At 63.8% G+C, this 15,008-nt stretch carries 15 protein-coding genes; 9 read left to right on the top strand and 6 right to left on the bottom strand.

The annotated features are described in order from the left end of the window. The first annotated feature begins 40 nt into the window (after positions 1-40). The 8 genes from AC0L15_RS15460 (at position 41) to AC0L15_RS15495 (ending at position 9,435) form a co-directional block, all read left to right on the top strand. A complete protein-coding gene (locus tag AC0L15_RS15460; RefSeq protein WP_287244164.1) occupies positions 41-964 on the top strand; it encodes an aminoglycoside phosphotransferase family protein in 924 nt (307 codons plus the stop codon). A 41-nt stretch (positions 965-1,005) separates the two neighbouring features. Continuing rightward, entirely contained in the window at positions 1,006-1,782 is a 777-nt protein-coding gene (gene recO / locus AC0L15_RS15465; RefSeq protein WP_023800760.1) for a DNA repair protein RecO, read from the top strand. Between the two features lie 269 nt (positions 1,783-2,051). After that, entirely contained in the window at positions 2,052-4,799 is a 2,748-nt protein-coding gene (locus AC0L15_RS15470; protein ID WP_287244162.1) for a DUF2339 domain-containing protein, read from the top strand. A 48-nt stretch (positions 4,800-4,847) separates the two neighbouring features. Then, positions 4,848-5,090 carry a type II toxin-antitoxin system VapB family antitoxin gene (locus AC0L15_RS15475; protein WP_287244161.1) on the top strand — a complete coding sequence of 81 codons (243 nt, stop codon included), beginning with the start codon at positions 4,848-4,850 and terminating at the stop codon, positions 5,088-5,090. 336 nt (positions 5,091-5,426) lie between these two features. Beyond that, a complete protein-coding gene (locus AC0L15_RS15480; protein WP_287244160.1) occupies positions 5,427-5,945 on the top strand; it encodes a sigma-70 family RNA polymerase sigma factor in 519 nt (172 codons plus the stop codon). Then, positions 5,942-6,733 carry an anti-sigma factor family protein gene (locus AC0L15_RS15485; RefSeq protein WP_287244158.1) on the top strand — a complete coding sequence of 264 codons (792 nt, stop codon included), beginning with the start codon at positions 5,942-5,944 and terminating at the stop codon, positions 6,731-6,733. Before AC0L15_RS15480 ends, AC0L15_RS15485 begins: the two co-directional genes overlap by 4 nt. Positions 6,734-6,868: 135 nt before the next feature. After that, a complete protein-coding gene (locus AC0L15_RS15490; protein ID WP_287244157.1) occupies positions 6,869-7,966 on the top strand; it encodes a peptidase C39 family protein in 1,098 nt (365 codons plus the stop codon). Positions 7,967-7,971: 5 nt separating this feature from the next. Continuing rightward, on the top strand, positions 7,972-9,435 hold the full coding sequence (locus AC0L15_RS15495; RefSeq protein ID WP_287244155.1) for a RimK family protein: 1,464 nt from the start codon (positions 7,972-7,974) through the stop codon (positions 9,433-9,435). Positions 9,436-9,537: 102 nt separating this feature from the next. On the opposite strand, the gene AC0L15_RS15500 is transcribed toward AC0L15_RS15495, so the two are convergent. Both AC0L15_RS15500 and ygfZ read right to left on the bottom strand, forming a co-directional pair. Next, positions 9,538-10,170 carry an HD domain-containing protein gene (locus AC0L15_RS15500; RefSeq protein WP_473496550.1) on the bottom strand — a complete coding sequence of 211 codons (633 nt, stop codon included), beginning with the start codon at positions 10,168-10,170 and terminating at the stop codon, positions 9,538-9,540. Then, positions 10,170-11,030 carry a CAF17-like 4Fe-4S cluster assembly/insertion protein YgfZ gene (gene ygfZ / locus AC0L15_RS15505; RefSeq protein ID WP_287245593.1) on the bottom strand — a complete coding sequence of 287 codons (861 nt, stop codon included), beginning with the start codon at positions 11,028-11,030 and terminating at the stop codon, positions 10,170-10,172. The genes AC0L15_RS15500 and ygfZ overlap by 1 nt, the downstream gene beginning before the upstream one ends. A gap of 82 nt (positions 11,031-11,112) precedes the next feature. Here ygfZ and AC0L15_RS15510 point away from each other — a divergent pair, with 82 nt between their 5' ends. Further along, positions 11,113-12,444, top strand: coding sequence for a dihydroorotase (locus AC0L15_RS15510; protein WP_473496551.1), 1,332 nt, complete (start codon positions 11,113-11,115; stop codon positions 12,442-12,444). 123 nt (positions 12,445-12,567) lie between these two features. Here the strand turns inward: AC0L15_RS15510 and AC0L15_RS15515 are convergent, their stop codons facing one another. The 4 genes from AC0L15_RS15515 to AC0L15_RS15530 form a co-directional block, all read right to left on the bottom strand. Beyond that, a complete protein-coding gene (locus AC0L15_RS15515; RefSeq protein WP_287229971.1) occupies positions 12,568-13,371 on the bottom strand; it encodes a hypothetical protein in 804 nt (267 codons plus the stop codon). A 100-nt stretch (positions 13,372-13,471) separates the two neighbouring features. Next, positions 13,472-13,729, bottom strand: a complete 258-nt coding sequence (locus tag AC0L15_RS15520; protein ID WP_023800747.1) for a hypothetical protein — start codon at positions 13,727-13,729, stop codon at positions 13,472-13,474. Between the two features lie 330 nt (positions 13,730-14,059). Beyond that, positions 14,060-14,437 carry a TIGR02301 family protein gene (locus AC0L15_RS15525; protein ID WP_027152710.1) on the bottom strand — a complete coding sequence of 126 codons (378 nt, stop codon included), beginning with the start codon at positions 14,435-14,437 and terminating at the stop codon, positions 14,060-14,062. 48 nt (positions 14,438-14,485) lie between these two features. After that, the gene (locus AC0L15_RS15530) at positions 14,486-14,905 is read right to left on the bottom strand and encodes an NUDIX hydrolase (RefSeq protein WP_027152709.1); all 420 of its coding nucleotides are present in this window, start codon (positions 14,903-14,905) and stop codon (positions 14,486-14,488) included. Between the last annotated feature and the right edge of the window lie 103 nt (positions 14,906-15,008).

The raw sequence follows: 15,008 nt of genomic DNA on the forward strand, positions 1-15,008 counted from the left end.
GCATGTCCCGAAAAGTGGGAGCCGGTTTTCGGAAAAGATCATGCTCGAACCAGAAGTCACTATCGGCACAGCCCTCGTGAGCCCGTTGGTCGCCACCCAATTTCCCCGATGGAAGGATCTTGCTGTCCGGCCGGTTGCATCAGGCGGATGGGACAACAGGACCTTTCATCTCGGAGACCATATGCTGGTGAGGCTGCCGAGTGCGGCGGCCTATGCCTTGCAGGTCGAAAAGGAACATCGCTGGCTGCCAAGGCTTGCGCCTCTGCTGCCGCTGCCTGTCCCTGTCCCGCTGGCGATGGGAGCCCCGGTCGATGACTATCCCTGGCATTGGTCCGTCTACCGCTGGATCGAAGGCGAGACGGCGACGCTGGAGCGTATTGCCAGCCTGCCGCAATTCGCGGCCGGCCTGGCCCAGTTCCAGGTCGCCCTGCAACGGATCGATCCCGCCGGTGGACCGGCGCCAGGGCAGCACAATTTTTTTCGCGGCGGACCACTGAGCGTCTATGACGGTGAGACCCGGCAAGCAATTGCAACCCTCGACGGCAAGATCGACACGGTCGCCGCGAGCGCGGTGTGGGAAGCAGCGCTTGCCGCGACATGGCACGGCGCGCCCGTCTGGTTCCACGGCGACGTCAGTTGGGGAAACCTGTTGGTCAGGCAAGGTGCTTTGAGCGCCGTGATCGACTTTGGAACTTCAGGCGTGGGCGATCCCTCGTGCGACTTGGCGATTGCGTGGACGCTCTTCGAAGGGAAAAGCCGAGAGGTGTTTCGCGCCGGTCTTCAGGCCGATGAGGCAACCTGGGCGCGAGGCCGTGGCTGGACGCTATGGAAAGCGCTGATTACGGTCGCCGGCCATATAGACATCAATCCAATTGAGGTTGAAAAGTCGCGACGCGTGATCGATGAAGTGCTTGCCGATCACCTCCGCGCGGATCGCCGCGGAGGGCACCCACACAGCGCCTGAAAAACTTGATTTCACCGCCGAAGCGATGACAAGCTACGTTCATGGAATGGCGCGACGAGGGAATTATTCTCGGCACCCGCAAGCATGGCGAAACCAGCGCCATTCTTGAGGTCATGACCCGTGCGCACGGCCGCCACCTCGGCCTTGTGCGCGGCGGCCGCTCGCGCAAGCAGCAGCCGGTTCTGCAGCCCGGCAACCGCGTCGACCTGTTGTGGCGGGCGCGACTCGACGAGCATCTGGGCACCTTCCAGGCCGAGGCGATCGAGATGAACGCCGCCCGGCTCATGGACAGCGCCGTCGCCATCTATGGGCTGCAGACCATGGCGGCGCATCTGCGCCTGCTGCCCGAGCGCGACGCGCATGACGGTCTCTACGAGACGCTGGCCGTGATGATCGCCCATCTCGACGATGCGGACGCCGCCGGCGAGCTGGTGGCGCGCTTCGAATTGCTGATTCTCGACGAACTCGGCTTCGGCCTCGATCTCAGCCAGTGTGCCGCGACCGGCGCCAGGCAGGACCTTGCCTATGTCTCGCCGAAGTCCGGGCGCGCCGTGTCGCGCGCCGCAGGCGCGCCATGGCGCGACAAGATGCTGGTGCTCCCCGAATTCCTGCAGCGCGGCTCCGGGCTGCGCGCCGATCCGGCGGCGATCGAGGACGCCTTCCGGCTGACCGGCTTCTTTTTTTCCCGCCATGTCTACGAGCCGCGCGGGATCGAGGCGCCCGGTGCCCGCACCGGCTTCCTCGCCGCCCTACGCAAGCACCATGCGGCGGGCAAAGAGATTGGCGCCGAGACCGCCGCCGGAGAAATCATTACATGAGCGACGTGGAACTCTTTCCAGGCCAGGTCTCGCCGCCCGGCCTCGGCACCATTCCACACGCCGACATCGCCTGAATATACCGGCCTGGAATTGCTCCAGCGCATCATCGACAACAAATACAAGGCGCCGCCGCTGGCTTTCGGCACCGAAACATGCTCGATCTTTCCGCTCGCCAGTCTTTCCGCTCGCCAGTCTGGCGGCGCTGACTCGGCTGGCCGTCTGGCCGCCGTATTTGTCGGTCACTACTGGCTTGGTTTGGGGGAACCGCCATGTTCGAAAGCCTGATCGGCCTCGTCGCGATCATCGCGCTGTTCGTCATTATCTCGCGCCAGCAGAGCCGCATCGGCCTGATCGAGCGCGAACTTGGTGCGCTGCGCAGCCTCGTGCTTTCGGGCGTCCATGTGGCCGCGCCGCAGGCCAAGCCGGTAGAACAGGCCGCAAACGACAGCATGCCGGCAGACGCGGCAATTGCGGCCGTCACCGACATTGCCCCGCCACCGGCGGGCGAAGCTGCTGCTGAGGAAAAGCCGCCCACGGAGGTTGAAGCCACGGAGGCTGCATCCGGACCGTGGGCTGCGGGCGAAGCGGCGCCGGCTGGGCCTGCACCTGCGCAACCGGTGGCCGCGACGGCGAAACCGGCCCAAAAACCCGATATTGAAACGGCGCTCGGCACCCGCTGGGCGGTCTGGGTCGGCGGCATCGCGCTGGCGCTGGGCGGGCTGTTTCTGATCCGCTACACCATCGAGGCCGGCATTTTCGGTCCCGGCGTGCGGCTGAGCATGGCAGCAATGCTCGGGCTGGTGCTGGTCGCCGTCGGCGAGTTCATCCGCCGTACCGGCTTCAAGGTGCCGGTGCAGGGAGTCGCCGGCGCCTATATTCCGGCGATCCTGACGGCGGCCGGTGCTTTCATCCTGTTCGGCACGGTTTATGCCGCGCATGGCGTCTACGGCTTCATCGGGCCGGCGCTCGCCTTCACGCTGCTCGGCGCCATCGGTGTGGCGACGATCGCAGCAGCCCTCGTCCATGGCAAGGCGCTGGCCGGTGTCGGCCTGCTCGGCGCGGTGGTGACGCCCATGCTGGTCGCCTCGCAGGCGCCGAATCCTTGGGCGCTGTTCGGCTATTTGGCGATTGTGCTCGCCGCTACCGGCGTGATCGCCCGCCTGCGCGACTGGAAATTGCTGATGGCGGCAGCGTTCGTCGGCACCGGCCTCTGGACCATTCTTTACATGACCGATGCGCCGGGCACCAACCTGCCTATCGTCCTCTTTATCAATGCAGTGACCCTGGCGGTGCTCGCCCTCGTCTGGCTCGGCCGTCGCGGTGGCGAAGCAGAACCCGCCAGGGGCTTCGACTGGCCATCGGTCGCGCCTGGCTTCTTCGTCGGCCTTTCGGCGATGGCGCTGTTCGTCGACCCCGCATACGCTGCCGGCGATGCTCTGCCGGGTGCAGCCCTTATCGCAGCCCTGGTCGCGGTAGCGCTCTACCGACCGCTGGCGCTGGCGCTTCTGCACGCCGCAGGGCTGGCGACGGTTCTGGTCTATCTCGGCATCATTCCGCCAACCTCTGTCGTTTCAGACTTTTCGGGTGGCGCTCTCGGCGTCGATGGCCTGCCGGCGGCAGTTGCCGATACGCTGATACTCAGGATCGGCATCGTTCTCGGACTTGTGCTCATCGCAGCCGGCTTCTGGGCAGCGCGCAAATTTGCTGCATCGGCTCACATCCGCGCCGCTTCATGGGCGGCATGGGGCGTTGTCGCGCCGCTGGTCATTCTGTTGGCGCTCTGGTTCACCTTCGGCAATCTCGACCGCGATCTTGTCTACGCGGCGGTTGCAGCCCTTTTGGTGGTGGTCTTCGCCACCGGCGGCGAGTGGATTGCGCGCGGTGAACAGCCGCCGCTGCAGGGCGGTGCGGCCGTCTCGTTCGCGCTTGGCGGGGCAGCAGTCGCTGCCTTGCTGATGCTCCACATGGCCTTTGGGTCCGGCTGGACGACCATGCTTCTGGGTGCCGCGGCCATCGTGCCGGCGCTGGCCACCCGCTGGCGCGCCTACCCGGTGCTCGGCTGGATTTCGGTCGCTGCGGTCATCGCGGTGCTCGGCCGCATCGCCTTCGATCCGACAATCGTCGGCGCTGAATTCCTGTCGAGGACGCCGGTGTTCAACTGGCTGCTGCCGGGCTACGGCGTGCCGGCGCTTGCCTTCGGCTTCGCCGCCTGGCAACTCGCCCGCACCACAAATGGCCGGCCACGCCTCGCCATGGAAGCGGGCGCAGCGCTGTTTGCAGTGCTCACGGTTGCCATACTGGTGCGCCATGCCATGCATGGCGGCGTCATCGACATGGGTGCTGCGACGCTCGCCGAGCAGGCGATCTACACGCTGATCGCCATCGGCGCCGGCGCCATCCTGGTCGCCGTCGACATGCGCTCGCCAAGTTTGGTGCTGCGCTATGGTTCGCTTGCCGCGGGCGTCGTCTCGGTTGCCTTCATCGTCATCCAGCATTTTGTGGCGCTGAACCCGCTGTTTACCGACGAATCAACCGGCCGGATCCCGGTGTTCAACCTGCTGTTCCTCGCCTATCTCTTGCCGGCCCTCGCTGCCGGGGCGCTCGCGCTTTACGCACGTGACAAGCGGCCGAAATGGTATGCCGCGATGCTGGCGCTGGTGGCGGCGCTGCTCGCCTTCGTCTATGCGACGCTGTCGGTGCGGCGGCTGTTCAAGGGCGAGTTCATCGGCCTGTGGAGCGGCCTCGGTCAGCTTGAAACCTACACCTATTCCGCGCTGTGGCTGATCATCGGTGTGGCGCTGCTCACCGCCGGCGTCTGGCTGAAGTCGCAGGTGCTGCGCGTTGCGTCGGCCGCCCTGATCTCGGTCGCGGTGTTGAAGGTGTTCCTCTTCGACATGTCGGAACTGGAAGGCGTGCTGAGGGCGCTGTCCTTCATCGGCCTCGGCGCGGTGCTGATCGGCATCGGCCTGTTCTACCAGCGGCTGCTGACAAGAGCGGCGAAGGGATCAGCTGTTTGAATGTCCAATAAATGGAATAGTTGAAGGATCAGCAGGAGATATTCAAAAGTGCCTCTCTATATTCGCGACAAAGAAGTGGCTGCGCTGGCCACAAAATTGCAGCGCGAGATCAACGCCGCCAGCAAAACGGAAGCAGTGCGGATTGCACTTTTGCATGAACTTGAGCGTAACCACGTCTGCAAGCCTTTACGTGACAGGATTGCGGTGTGGCAGGAGAAGTGTGCCGCGTTGGGGCCGTCCGATCCCAACTTCGACATGAAGGCATTTACTGACGAGGCATGGGAAGACTGACGTTGGCGAGCCCGGTCTGGGCGGTTCAACTGTGAGTCCCAATACGGCGTGGGATATTTCGCAGCGCTGGAGGGTGCGAAGGAACTCGGCGGCTCGATTCTGGATCGCTGCGCCTTCCGCACATGCCACGGCGGGTTATCGGGGCCTTGTTGCGTCGCCCGCGATAGGAGGACTCTGCTTTGCCTCTCAATCCCACCGGGAATAAATTCCCCGCCGGCAACGTTATTGCATTGCTTGGGTGACCGGGGCGGCGGACCGCTTCGCGCTGGCCGCTTGCGCCGCGCCGTGAAGGCGCGTTCAATCGGATGAACAAGGGCGACCTCAGAACCAGCGGTCATGGACGAAAAGAAGGCAGCAATCCTTGGCGAGATACCACGCCTGCGCCGTTATGCGCGCTCGCTGCTGCGCGATCGCGATTCCGCCGACGATCTCGTTCAGGACTGTCTCGAACGGGCGCTTGTGCGGCTCGACAATTGGCAGACTGGAGAAAGCCCCAGGAGGTGGCTGTTTACGATCATGCATCATTTGTTCATCGACCAGATGCGCAAGGTGAACCGGCGCGGCGAAGCAGCGATGCTGCCGCTGGAAGCGCGCGAGGCGCAGGCAGCGCCCGCTGAGCAGGTGGAGAGCATCTCCTCGCGCGAGATCATCGACGCGTTGCAGGCGATCAGCCCCGATCGGCGCGCAGCACTGGTCATGGTCGCCATCGAAGGCTTTTCCTATGCCGAGGCCGCCAACATCCTCGGCGTGCCGGCCGGCACGCTGATGTCGCGCATCGCGCGCGGGCGTGACGAATTGCGCGGGTTGCTGGATGATGCCGCGCGTCGCCGGGCGATAAGGATCGTCGAGAAATGACCCGGCGCGACTTTTCCGAACGCGACATCCATATGGCCCTCGATGACGAGCTGCCGGTTGACGAGCGCGTGGCTTATGATGCCTGGCTCGAGGCCAATCCTGAAATGAAGGCGAGGAGCGCCCGCTATGTCGCCGACCGCGCAGCGCTGCGCGCCGCCTTCGCTGGCGTGGTCGACGAGCCGGTGCCTGCGCGGTTGCAAAATATCGTGTTCGGCGAGGGGCCGGTCAAGACGGCGGCATCGAGCTCGCGCTGGTGGCGGGCGGCTGCCGCAGCGGCGATGCTGGCCATTGGCGGTGTCGGCGGTTATGTCGCCGGCATCGACCAACTCGGTCTGGAAGATCCGGCCGAGGACCAACTCGCCGAACAGGCGATCGCAGCCCATGTCATCTATGCCGCCGAGCAGCGGCATGCCGTGGAAGTGCCGGCCAGCGACAAGGATCATCTGCAGACCTGGCTGTCCAATAGGGTCGGCCTGAAGCTGGTCGCACCGGATCTGGCGGCGCAAGGATTCCAGCTCGTCGGCGGTCGGCTGCTGCCCGCTGGCGAGAGCAAGGCCGCGATGTTGCTCTATGAGGACGACAAGGGCGAGCGCATCTCGCTGTTCGTCACGGCCGAATCGGCCGAGAAGGCCAAGGGCACCTATGGGTCGGAAGAGAACGGCCCCGAGGCCGTCTACTGGTTGGACAAGGGCTATGGCTGCGCCGTCGTCGGCTCGCTGCCGCGCGCGCAGCTGGCTGCAGTGGCGAAGAGCGCCTACAGCCAGCTTGTCGCCGGGCTTGCCAGCTGAGCTGCGCTGTTTTCAAAGCTTGCGTCTACAGAATCGAGGTGCGATAGCGCTTGACGGATGCTGGTGCTTCGGCTGTGTTGTCGACACTTCTGACCAGGCCTTTCCAAGAATCCAATCGAGGTTTTCCAAGCCCGCATGCCTGCCGAGATCCGCACGGCCCGCGCGTCCGACGTCGATGACCTCGCGGCGATCGAAAAAGCTGTTTTCTCTGGCGACCGCATTTCCCGCCGGTCCTTTCGTCAGTTGATCGAACGCGAGACCGCCGAGATGCTGGTTGCCGAAAACGACGGCCGCATCGCCGGCTATGCGGTCGTGCTGTTTCGCAAGGGCAGCGGAGTCGCGCGGCTCTATTCCATTGCCACCGGTCCGCTTTTCGGCGGACTCGGCATTGGCCGCATGCTGTTGAAACGGGCCGAGGAAGCCGCCTTCGAGCACAACCGCATGATGCTGCGTCTCGAGGTGCGCGAGGACAACAGCCGAGCCATCCGCATTTACGAGCAGAGCGGCTACCGCAAGATCGGCCGCGAACCGGGCTATTACGAGGACGGCGCCACGGCGCTGCGCTACGAAAAGACCCTGCGCGGCGACATTCCGGTCGCCACCAGGGTGCCGTTTTACCAGCAGACCTGCGATTTCACGTGCGGCCCGTGCTGCCTGATGATGGCGATGGCCAATTTCGATGCCGGCTTCGTGCCCGATCCGGTGATGGAAATCCGTTTGTGGCGCGAGTCGACCACCGTTTTCATGATGTCGGGGCCGGGCGGCTGCGAGCCGTTCGGCCTCGCCGTTGCCGGCCACGAAAGCGGGCTCTCTGCCGAGATATATGTCTCCTTCCATGGTGCGCTGTTCCTGCAGTCGGTGCGCAGCCAAGACAAGCGGCGCGTGATGGAACTGGCGCAGGTCGACTTTCGCCGGCGCGCGGAACGTTACGGCATCCCGGTGAATTACCGTCCATTCGCCATCGACGATATCCGCACCGCAATCGCAGAAGGAAAACTGGTGTTGGTCCTGATCAGCGGCTTCCTTATGTTCGGCAAGAAGGTTCCGCACTGGGTGCTGGCCATCGGCGACGATGGCGACCATATCCTGATCCACGATCCCTGGGTCGAAGACGAGAGACAGGAGACCATCCTTGATGCCGCCAACATTCCGGTGCCTTACGGCATCTTCATGAACATGGCGCAATTCGGCCGCGATGGATTGCGTGCCTCCATAATCCTCGGAAAGCGCTGAAGACAATGACCTGGGTCATCCTTACCGGCCGGCAGAACGATCTCGATCAGGTGGCGACACCGCACAAGATCATCACCAATCGCGACTATCTTGCGCATCCGGCGCTGTTTCGCGGCCAACGGCCGAAAGTCATCAACCTGTCGAACAATTACGGCTACCAAAGCCGCGGCTACTATGCCTCGCTGCTCGCCGGTTCGCGCGGTCACAAGGTCATTCCGACGGTCGAGACGATGATCGACCTGTCCGAGCGCAAGCTCTACGAGCATGCGCTGCCGGAACTGGAACTCGCGCTCAACAAATGCCGTAAGGATCTGGGCGGAGCCTTTCCGCAAAAAGTCTGCATCTTTTTCGGCATCGGCTCGTCGAGGATTTGGGATCGCTTCGCCAAGCTTTTGTTCGACTGGTTCCGGGCGCCGGCGCTGGAAGTCCATATCACGGACAGCGCCGAATGGGCGTCGATCCGCAAGATCGGCTTCCATCCGCTGGCCAGGATGACCGAGGAGGAAGAAAAGCGCTTTCTTCAGTGCCTCGAGACCTACACCAGCCGCGAGTGGCGTGACACCAAGGGCCGCACGCCGGCGCGCTACACCTTCGCCACGCTGGTCGATCCGCATGAGGAGTTGCCGCCATCGGAGATCTCGTCACTGCGCTATTGGGCCAAGATCGCCGAGAAGATGGGCGTCGAAATCGAGCCGATCACCAAAAAGGATCTGGCCAAGCTCGCCAACTACGACGCGCTGTTCATCCGCGAGACGACTTCGATCTCCAATCACACCTACCGCTTCGCGCGCCGCGCCCAGCAGGAAGGCATGCCGGTCATCGATGATCCGCTGTCGATGATCCGCTGCACCAACAAGGTCTATCTCAACGAGCTGATGACCTACAACAAGGTGCCGGTGCCGCCGACGGTGATGATCGCCGGCATCTCGGACCTTGAAGTGGCGGCGCAGACGCTGGGCTTTCCGCTGGTGCTGAAAATCCCGGACTCGTCGTTTTCACGCGGAGTCAAGAAATGCGCTACCTTTGAGGAGCTGAAGACGCTTGCCACCGAATGGCTGGAGGATTCCGATCTCCTGATCGCACAGAAATTCATTCCGACCCAATATGACTGGCGCGTCGGCGTGCTCGGCGGCCAGCCTCTGTTTGCCGTGCACTACCTGATGGCCAAGAAGCACTGGCAGATCGTCAACCACAAGGCCAACGGCAAGCCCGACCAGGGCGGCATCAAGACCTTCACCTTGAAGGAGGCGCCGGCCCATGTCGTCGAGACGGCGGTGAGGGCGGCGCGCTGCATCGGCGATGGCCTCTACGGCGTCGACCTCAAGGAGACCAAGGACGGTGTCTTCGTCATAGAGGTCAACGACAATCCCAACCTAGACCATGGCTGGGAAGATTCCGGCGAAAAAGACGAGGTCTGGATGCGGCTGACGCAGTGGTTCCTGGAGCGGCTCGACCGACAGGGACGGTAGCAGGGGTTCTATCCGATCGACGCCCCAGCCTTCTATCCGTCGCGGCAGGCTCACACCTTCGGCTCCCCGCCCGAACACGGCGCTGTATCCCCTCAGCGTTTTTCAGTCGGCCGGCTGCGCTGTTTGGCGCCGCGATTTCTCGATTGCCGCATACCGTTTGAGAAACGCGTTTTGCGCCCAGGTCACCGAACGCGGAGTGAAATCGAAGCGGTTGGCATTGAAGCCGCGCGGCCGGCCGAAGAATTCGGTCGCCTCGGCGGTCGAAAAACCGGCAAGCAGCGTCGCCTCGAAATAGGCGGCGATCTGGTCGGCGCGCTTGATCTCCTTGCGCAGGCCCGCAACCGGTTCGACCGGCAGCAAAAAGCGCAGATGGATGGCACGCTGCAGCCTCAGCTCGCACTCCTTGTAGCTGCCGCCCATCACCGATTTGAACGGTGAGATCATGTCGCCGATGACATATTCCGGCGCGTCGTGCAGCAAAGCCGCCAGCCGCGCATCGGCTGGGGCGTCCGGCACCAGCTCGCCGAAAAGCGCCTCGACCAGCAGCGAATGCTGGGCGACGGAAAAGGCGTGATCGCCGATGGTCTGGCCATTCCAGCGGGCGACGCGGGCAAGCCCATGGGCGATGTCCGAAATCTCGATGTCGAGCGGCGAGGGGTCGAGCAGATCGAGCCGCCGGCCCGACAGCATGCGCTGCCAGGCGCGCGGCGGCGCGCCGGGACGGTCGGCCGCCATCAGGCCTCCTCCGCGCCGACGGGTTCCTGCGGGAAGATGAATTTCGCCCAGGCCGGGATGGTGAGCGACACCGGGACGTCATCCGCCATGATCGGCTGGCCGGAGTCGAGCGCTGCCTTGACGCGGTCGATGCGGGCTATGGCGAGGCCCGCCGTGCCGGCGGCCGTGCCAAGCGTGCCGACCGGTCGCCCTGCAACTGTCAACTCTGTGCCAGGAGCGGGCAGGGGCCGTTCGGCCGAAACGATCAGCACCCGCCGTCTGGCGGTGCCGCGATGCTGCATCCGCGAAACCACCTCCTGGCCGACATAGCAACCCTTCCTGAAGCCGACGCCGCCGGTCTCGTCGAGCAGCACATCATGCGGGAAGGCGTCGCCGAGCTGATAGTCGCTGCCACTTTCGGCAATCCCATGGGCGATGCGCAGAGCTTGCCATGCGGCCGGGTCGCCGCCGGCGGCAGCGGCGCTATAAAAGCGATTGACGACTGCGTCGCGGAACCGTGCATCGGCAACCGGCGTTGAATCAAACTGCGAAGCAGTTGAATCATCCCCCCAAAGAACAGCGACAAGTCCCTGATCTGCCTTGGCGATCTCGACCTTGGCGCGCAATTTGTAGAGCATCAGCCGGCGTATGAAATCGTCTGACATATCGGATCGGCATTCGAGGCGGAACAAATTCTCGCCAGCGCGGGAGATCAAGAAGTCGAACAGAATCTTGCCTTGCGGCGTCAGCAAAGCGCCCGGCTTTGCCTCGCCGGCAGCCAGCGCGTCGAGGTCGGTGGTCAGAATGTTCTGCAAAAAGCTCTCGGCATCCGGTCCTGACACGGAAACGAGCGCGCGGTCTTTCAACTGGGCAAAGGGCATGGGCGGAAAAGAACCTGATCTTGCAAAACGGTCGGCCATTACGTAAGCCGCTGGCACTCCGCCCGCAAGAGACCGGATCAGCATGGCCACGACCTACGACCTCATCCTGACAGGCGGCACGGTGGTCAACCACGACGGCGAAGGCCGGCGCGACATCGGCATCAACGGCGGGCGCATCGCCGCTATCGGCGATCTCGGCCAGGCTTCCGCTGGCGAAACGGTCGACTGTCGCGGCCTGCACATCCTGCCGGGCGTCGTCGACAGCCAGGTGCATTTCCGCGAGCCGGGGCTGGAGCACAAGGAAGATCTGGAGACAGGTTCGCGGGCAGCGGCGCTGGGCGGCGTCACCGCCGTCTTCGAGATGCCCAACACCAACCCGCTGACCACCAGCGAAGCAGCGCTTGCCGACAAGGTTCGGCGTGCCACCGGCCGCATGCATTGCGACTTTGCCTTCTGGGTCGGTGGCACCCGCGAGAACGCAAAGGACGCCGGCGACCTTGAGCGGCTACCCGGTGCTGCCGGCATAAAAGTGTTCATGGGCTCGTCGACCGGTGACCTTTTGGTCGAGGACGATAAAAGCGTTGCCTCGATTCTGAGGAATACGCGCCGCCGTGCGGCCTTCCATTCCGAGGACGAATTCCGGCTGCGCGAGCGGCTCGGCGAACGCATCGAGGGCGACCCGGCCTCGCATCCTGTGTGGCGCGACGAGATCGCCGCCTTACGCTGCACCGAGCGCCTGGTGCGCATTGCGCGCCAGGTTCGCGCCCGCATCCACGTGCTGCACATCTCGACCGCCGAGGAGATTGTTTTCCTCGAACAGCACAAGGACGTCGCGACCTGCGAGGCGACGCCGCATCATCTGACGCTGAGCGCGGACGATTATGCGCAGCTTGGCACGCTGATCCAGATGAACCCGCCGGTGCGCGCATCGCGCCACCGCGACGGCATCTGGCGCGGCATTGCGCAAGGCATTGTCGATGTGCTGGGTTCCGACCACGCCCCGCACACGCTGGCCGAGAAGGCGAAACCCTACCCGGCCTCGCCGTCGGGCATGACCGGCGTGCAGACGCTGGTGCCGATCATGCTCGATCACGTCAATGCCGGCCGGCTGACGTTGCAGCGTTTCGTCGACCTGTCCAGCCACGGCCCGCAGCGTATCTTCGGCATGGCCAGGAAAGGCCGCATCGCCGCCGGCCACGACGCCGATTTCACGATCGTCGATCTGAAGCGCCGCGAGACCATCACCAATGCGCAGGCAGGCTCGAAGGCCGGCTGGACGCCTTACGACGGCCGGCAAGTCACCGGCTGGCCGGTCGGCACGATCGTGCGCGGCCGGCGCGTGATGTGGGAAGGCGAGATCGTCACACCCGGACAGGGCAGTGCGGTGGAGTTTTCCGAGGCGCTGGCGGTATAGAGCGGCGGACTTTCAAATCGCATCGTCCCGCCGCTTATCTTCTGTTTGAGCATCGGATTTTCCCAAAACCGGTATCCACTCCGATGCTCTGCGCGGGCTTGAGGGTAGGAGAGGCTATGCCGCTCAGTCTCCGGCGACGAAGAACGTCCACTGTCCATCCGGGGTGATGCCGACGCGGTAGAAGATGTAGGCGCCGAACTGCTTCATGCTGTCATAGTCGCCGGCGGTGACGATCTTGAACAGCTCGACCCGCTGCCTGGCGTCGAGCTTGTCCAGCGGCAGCGCGAAGAAATATGGCCAGACATAGAGCTCCTGCGGCGTGCCGACATCGACATGGACATAGCCGGCACTGAGCACCTCTTCCAGGATGGCGAGGATTTCCTGGCCTTCCGCGTCGCCCGAAAGCCCTTTCAGGAAGGTGATCGGATCGCCTTCGATCTCGGCCAGCGACAATTGGGTCATCGCATCGCCCTGGCCGATCAGCGGCCGGAGTTTTTCGATGTCACCGCTCTTGCAGGCCCCGATAATCAAATCGTGCATGCGCCTGACCGGCTCCGGCAGCTTGCCGAGATCGTAGACGACCTCGGGCAAGGGTTCATCCGGGTCGACTTGCGGATTGGCTATGCCACCATCGTCTGTTGGCCCGCCCGGTTCGACCTGTTCCCGTTCGTCGGGTGGCGTCGGTTGGCTCGCCGCAGGCGGCGTCGCGCCGAGCGGGCCGGGCGTCGGCACCGCGGTTCCGGGCGGCGACATGTCGTCGTCGGCGGGCGGCGTGACTGGCGAGGGCAGGTCCTCGCGCTTGATTTCACTCAAAGCATAGGCGGGGCTGATTGCGAGGCAAAGCGCCAGCGGAAACGCGGCGCAAAAAGCGGCAAGCCGGATGCTGAGGGCCAAGCCACGCGGCTGGCCTGACGTCGAAAAATTCACCGCCTGCCTCTCCATGATTCCGTCCAGCTGCCCAGGCCCGCCCAGGTGCCCGGGGCATGACGCACAAGCGGCACGCCGTCATCGAAGAGCCTTATGCCAATCAGTGCCGCAGCCGTCCCGGCTCGAAGGCCCCAGCTATCACCTTTTCACGCATGCGGTCGAGCAAGGCAAGGGCTGAGGTCTCGCCATTGGCGCGCAGCATCTCGCCGAACGCGGTTTCGAGGGCCGCCTCGGCGATGATTTCCGTCTCGATTCCGGCCGAAAGCCCTTCCGCCCAGGCCTCGCTGTGGCTTTCCACTGCAGTCAGGCGCTTTTCTTCCCTGACCAGCGCGTCGATGTCGTTGACGCCATGTTCCATTGCGATGTCCACCCTTTTCAAGCGGCGATCCGGCGGATGCGGATCAGGCTTGGGCTGTCCCTTTTACTCGCAGGTTAAGTAAGTACTTGTAAATACGACATTTCTAGGGTCGTTTCGACAAGGGTTCGTTACGTTTTGCAAACCTGCGTTCGATCCGATTCAAAACTTAGCCGATTAGGCCGGCGAGCGGGATGAAAACCTTCAGTTTGAGTTAATTCCACATCCGTGCCGTAACGTTTTGTTAACACCGTTGCAGAAGTGCAACACAACAATTGCACCAAGACGCCACCAGACACAAGCGGGCCGGGACACAAGCAGGGCGAGCCAGGCTCAGTTGCCGTAGCGCGAGGCGATGTCGCGCGACAGCGTCTCGCCTTCCTTCATGTAGCGGCTGATGGCTTCGGTCGCCGAGGCGGTACACTGTGTGTAGGTGCCGCCAAAGGAGCGGTAGCCGCGGTTGAAGCTGGCGATGAAGCGGGCGCGCCGCTCCGGGTTCGGGTTTTCCGAAGCAATCAGCTTCTCCATCTCGACCCGCCATTGGTCGCCCTTCTCGCCGCACAGATTACGCAGAAAATGCAGCGACCCAAGCACCTCGGCCAGCCGCATCAGCCCCGGCTCGAACGGCGACTCGGCGGCCATGGCCGGCCGCGCCCCGATTGCCGTACTGGCGGCGAGGCAAGCTGCAAGGAAAACCGATGCGCGGATCATAAACCTATGTGGCCAAACAATTTGTCGCCTGCAAGGCGATTTTGGAGGTTACGCGCCTGTATTCCTGAGCAATTCGTCGGCAACGGCAAACACCGAAGCGGCAATCGGCAGCGCCGTCATTTCGCTGAGTGTATAGAAGGCGGCGGTCTCGGCGTCGTCGCTGGCCACGGGCTCGCCGCCGGCATAGGTGGCGCCGAATACCGTCAGCAGATAGTCGACCGGGTGCCCGTCGCTGCCGCCGTCGATGTGGATTTCCCGAAGGCGGCGGTATTTGTGCGCATGCAACCCGGTTTCCTCCAGCAATTCGCGCTGCGCGGCTTGTTCCAGCGTTTCGCCGGCCTCGACCTTGCCGCCTGGAAACGCGTAGAATCCTTGCGAAGGCTGCCGCGCCCGCTTGACCAGCAGCACCGTGTCGCCGCGGACAATGGCGACCGATACAGCCGGGAGTATTTTGCGCATCTCGTCCATGGATCTCCGATCGCCATTTGCCGCAGCCGGTTGTGGACCGGTCGGCGAGAGCAAGCATTAGCGGTTGCGCAACGCCGGTTCCATCCCCACCTTCACAACCGAC

The organism is Mesorhizobium sp. WSM4846, from assembly GCF_055811415.1.